Raw genomic sequence first — 3743 nt, forward strand, 5'->3', positions numbered from 1 at the left:
TTCTCCGGCGGCGTGTACGTCGGAGAAAATACCGCTCGGCTCGCAAACGTGCGAAGGGTGCGCCCTTCGTGCGCTGCAGCGAGCCGCAGCCCTTTCAAACGAGAGCCCAGTGAAACGGGTCTCGTTTGAGAGCTTGGCAAAAATCCTTTTTTGACAAGCTCATACCCCGCCGGGGTTTCCCCTGCGGGATATTTTTATGCCCGTATAGCCGAATCAAAATGCTGCGCATATGCTGGCAGGAGGTGAGTGCGATGATCCACACCGTTTTGCCGGGAGAGACGCTGCGCGGCATCGCTGCGATGCACGGGACCGGACCGGACCTGCTTGCCGCGTGGAACGGGACGGCGGAGCCCTTGACCGGGCAGGAGCTGCTCGTGCTGCATCCGCAGGCGCTGCACACCGTCCGGTGCGGCGAGAGCTGGCAGAGCCTGTCTGCGCGCTTTGGCCTGCCGGAGCTGCGCCGCTGCAATCCCGGGCCGCTCCGGCCGGGGCGGCGGCTCGTGCTGGGCTTCCGGGAGCGCGGCACGCGGCCGCTGGCGCTGTGCGGCACGATGGGGCCGGAATGGAACGATCTGGGGCTTTCCTATATATGTGAGCTGGCGGCGGACGCTGCGGAGCTTGACGGCGACGGCGCGCTGCATCGTTTACCGCTGCATGGCCGCCCGGCCTGCCTGCGCCTCTCGGGAAGCGGAGCAAAGCTGGAAACCCTGCTCCGCAGCCGGGCCGCGCAGGAGCGCCTTCTGCTCGAGACGGCTGCACTCTGCCGCGCGCATGGCACGGCGCAGGTCGAGCTGGCGGTCTGTGATCTGCTGCCGGACTGCGATCCGGCTCCGTTGGTCTCCCGGCTGCAGGCGCTTCTGGCGGAGCGGGGCGGAGGACTGACGCTGGCCCTGCCGCGGCCCGGCGCGCTCGGCTGGGAGGCCCCGATGCTGGCTCGGCTGGCTGCCGCTGCCGGACGGGTGCGCGCTGCGCCCGGTCTTCCGGGGCTGCCGCCGGAAAAATTACTGGCGGACTATGACGATGCGGCGTGCGACCGCTGCGGCCTTCGGACGGAGCGGCTCAGCCGGGGCGAAGCGCTGGCCCTGGCCCGGCGGACCGGAGCCTGCCTGCACTATGACGCTGCGAAGCACCTGACGTGCTTTTCCTACCGCGATGAGACGGGCGCGCCGCACACGGTGCGCTTTGCGGGCCTGCGCAGCTGGATGGAGCGCCTGCGCGCACTGGAGCAGGCGGGCGTCGCGGCTCTGGCGCTCCGCGCCCCGGATCCGGCCCTTTGCCTGCTGCTGCATACGCAGTTCCAGCTACGGTAAAAAAGTAGCGTCGCTCACTGAGCGACGCTACGAAAATATCATTCGTTGTTTGTGATTTTAACGGCAGCCTGTGCGAATGGGGCGCTCAGGGAACGCCTTGCGGAGGACGCTTCAACGGTAAAAGGGCATTGATACTCGCCGCGCATCCTGATGTGTCATTGCGAGGAGCGAAGCGACGTGGCAATCTCATGCAGCATCCCGTGAATCTGCCGAGGCTGCCCCACGATATTGTCCACTTTCCATTTTCAACCTGCCGCGCGGCCGCTTACAACGGCGTACCCGCTTCTTCTTCCGGCGGCTTGCGGCACAGAGCGGCAAGCTCGGCGAAACGGGCGCAGATGCGGTCGTAGTTCTCCGGGCGGTGGGGGAACAGGCAGGCGGAGCAGTCCTTGATGCCGCTTTCCGTGTACTGCAGGCCGCCGCCGCAGCGCTCGCCAAGGGCGTAGAGCGGGCAGAAGCAGAACAGACAGTTGAAGTGCTCCGGATCGTTCGTCTTGTGGCACGGAAAATATTCGCATTCCCGGTTCTGAAAGAATTTATAGTGCTCGCTCATGGTCTTCTCCCGACCGGGTCCCCGGCCTTTACCTTGCTTTCGATGCCGCGGGCCGACCATTTGGCGATATCCGCGGCGGGTTCGAACTTCCCATGCTCCAGCAGCAGGATGACGGTCGAGCCGCCGTATTCAAAGTAGCCCTTTTCCTGCAGGCGCGCGCAGGCGGCAGCGCCGGTCTCGTGGTTGCAGATGCGGCCGACGAGCATGGCTCCGACCTCCATCTGCACGATATCGCCGAAGCGCTCCGTGTGCAGCAGCGTGCGGGCGCGGGCATTGCGGCGGTAGACACCCAGTGAGCCTGCGATCGGATTGACGCTGTGCAGCACGCCGGGGATGCGGACCGTCGGCTCCTGCGTGCCGGTGTCCGGATAAGCATAACGATGGTAATCATCCGGCGACAGGCGGAAGATCAGGCACCAGCCGCCGAGGAAGCGCTCCGCCAGCGCGTCGTCCGCCAGCAGCTCGCCGAGACGGTAGGAGACATCCTTCACGGTAAAGACGCTGTCCTCACCGATGGGCAGGGCCGTCAGCTTGGAGTCCGCGATGGCGGGCAGCTCGTCCGGGGCGGAGCGGTCGTCCGTACGGATGCGCTGCCGGGTGAAGAAATCGTTGAAGCACCGGAACGTCTGCTGCGTGCAGTCCGAGACGTCGATGTCATACTGCGCCAGAAACCGGCGCACCTTCCCGCGGGAAAGCGGGCTTTTCTGCCATGCGGCATAGAGCTGCGAGACAAAGCGGCGGCAGAGGATGCCGCGGGCGAGCAGACGGCCGAACGCCGTGCCGTAGACAAAGTGCATGGCGCCCGCGCCGACCTCCGGCTCCTGCGTCAGCGCGCCCTGCGCGCGGTTCCAGACCTCCCGCATGGCGCTCACAGCAGGGCGCGCAGCGCGTCGATGACGGAGGCTACGCTGCCCTCGCCGCTCGGCGCGGCATCGCGGAAGTCATAGCGGCGCATGCCCGGGTCGCAGTCGCCTGTGCGGAAGCCGTAGTCCGCGGCCTGCAGCATGGCAAGGTCGTTCGGTGCGTCGCCGACGCAGACGAGAATGCTGCGGCCGAGCGTGTCGGCCAGACGGCGGGCGGCAGTGCCCTTGTCGCAGCCGCCCGCGCTGATCTCCATATTGCGCGGCAGCGCGCGGGTGATGGCATAGCGATTTCCGACGAGTCCGGCCGTGTAGCGCTGCAGCTCGTCAAAATAGGCGATCTCCTCCGGCGGGGTGTTGGCCGGGTCGTCATAGCCCACCTGCTTCGACGTGCCATAGACGGCCAGCTTGATCCACGGCTGCGGCGGCAGGACAGCTTCGTGCTGTACCGGCACGCCGTTGGCAGCCAGCGCGGCATCCCGGCGGGGATCGTCGCCGTAGGCATAGTGGCAGTCGAGCGTCTGCACCTCGGTACGCTCGTTCGGACAGTGGTCGCGCAGAGCCTGCAGCAGCTGCGGCGCATCCTCTGCGAGCGGGAAGGCAAACAGCAGCTCGTCCGTGCGGTAATCATAGCACGCGCCGCCGTTATAGAGAATGCACGGCGCATTCACCGGCACGAGCGCGGCCTTCTTGCGGAACATCGGAATGCTCCGGCCGCTGGCCACGGTGAAAATGCCGCCCTCGGCCTGAAAGGCGGCGATGGCCTCGAGATTGCGGGCGGGGATCTGCCCGGACATATCCGTCAGCGTATGGTCAAAGTCACTGGCAAGCAGGACGTTGGAAAATCTACCCATGCTGTTCCTCCGTAAAACAATGAAATGCTTTATCATTATACCAGACTGTCAAAAGAACTGCCAAGCCAAAAGTTTCGGAGGGAAGGATCGTGTGAAAGACTAACTATTAAAAGTCAAGCCCGAAATGCGGAGGAGCGGCAAAAATTTAGACGGTTCAAAAGGGGTA

3 protein-coding genes and 1 pseudogene are annotated in these 3743 nt (G+C 65.2%); 1 reads left to right on the forward strand and 3 read right to left on the reverse strand.

The features are described 5' to 3' along the window. Window positions 1–251 precede the first annotated feature (251 nt). A complete protein-coding gene (locus WMO66_RS00305; RefSeq protein ID WP_349134414.1) occupies window positions 252–1310 on the forward strand; it encodes a LysM peptidoglycan-binding domain-containing protein in 1059 nt (352 codons plus the stop codon). A gap of 265 nt (window positions 1311–1575) precedes the next feature. Here the strand turns inward: WMO66_RS00305 and WMO66_RS00310 are convergent. The 3 genes and pseudogenes from WMO66_RS00310 to WMO66_RS00320 form a co-directional block, all read right to left on the reverse strand. Beyond that, a pseudogene (locus WMO66_RS00310) lies at window positions 1576–1794 on the reverse strand (cysteine-rich small domain-containing protein); the annotation flags it as partial. A 65-nt stretch (window positions 1795–1859) separates the two neighbouring features. After that, a complete protein-coding gene (locus WMO66_RS00315; RefSeq protein WP_349134416.1) occupies window positions 1860–2726 on the reverse strand; it encodes a phosphatidylserine decarboxylase in 867 nt (288 codons plus the stop codon). A 5-nt stretch (window positions 2727–2731) separates the two neighbouring features. Continuing rightward, window positions 2732–3577 carry an HAD-IIB family hydrolase gene (locus WMO66_RS00320; protein ID WP_349134417.1) on the reverse strand — a complete coding sequence of 282 codons (846 nt, stop codon included), beginning with the start codon at window positions 3575–3577 and terminating at the stop codon, window positions 2732–2734. Between the last annotated feature and the right edge of the window lie 166 nt (window positions 3578–3743).

The organism is Faecousia intestinalis, assembly GCF_040096185.1.
Classification (GTDB): Bacteria; Bacillota; Clostridia; order Oscillospirales; family Oscillospiraceae; genus JAZOXB01.

Bases quoted from the DNA above. Each gene is read 5' to 3' on its own strand.
- WMO66_RS00315 (WP_349134416.1), bottom strand. From the start codon at position 2,726: ATGCGGGAGGTCTGGAACCGCGCGCAGGGCGCGCTGACGCAGGAGCCG.
- WMO66_RS00305 (WP_349134414.1), top strand. From the start codon at position 252: ATGATCCACACCGTTTTGCCGGGAGAGACGCTGCGCGGCATCGCTGCG.
- WMO66_RS00320 (WP_349134417.1), bottom strand. From the start codon at position 3,577: ATGGGTAGATTTTCCAACGTCCTGCTTGCCAGTGACTTTGACCATACG.